At 46.5% G+C, this 202-nt stretch carries 1 pseudogene; it reads left to right on the plus strand.

Annotated elements, in window-relative coordinates:
* Positions 1-202: pseudogene (locus H5985_RS09695) on the plus strand (hypothetical protein); the annotation flags it as partial.

The raw sequence follows: 202 nt of genomic DNA on the forward strand, positions 1-202 counted from the left end.
TACAACCGACGGCACGGTAAAGATACCGGGCGTGGCATTCTCACAGATCGAGTACCTATCGAACAGAGGTCAACAAAAGCCAATAATCGAACTGAATATGGTCATTGGGAGGCTGATACAGTATTGGGTAAAAAGACCAAAGGAGCGGTTTTGGTCACGCTTGTTGAACGGAAAAGTCGTTTTCTACTGACGACTAAAGCCG

The sequence above is a fragment of the Parasutterella secunda genome, assembly GCF_016901835.1.
In the GTDB taxonomy this organism is placed as follows: domain Bacteria; phylum Pseudomonadota; class Gammaproteobacteria; order Burkholderiales; family Burkholderiaceae_F; genus Aphodousia; species Aphodousia faecavium.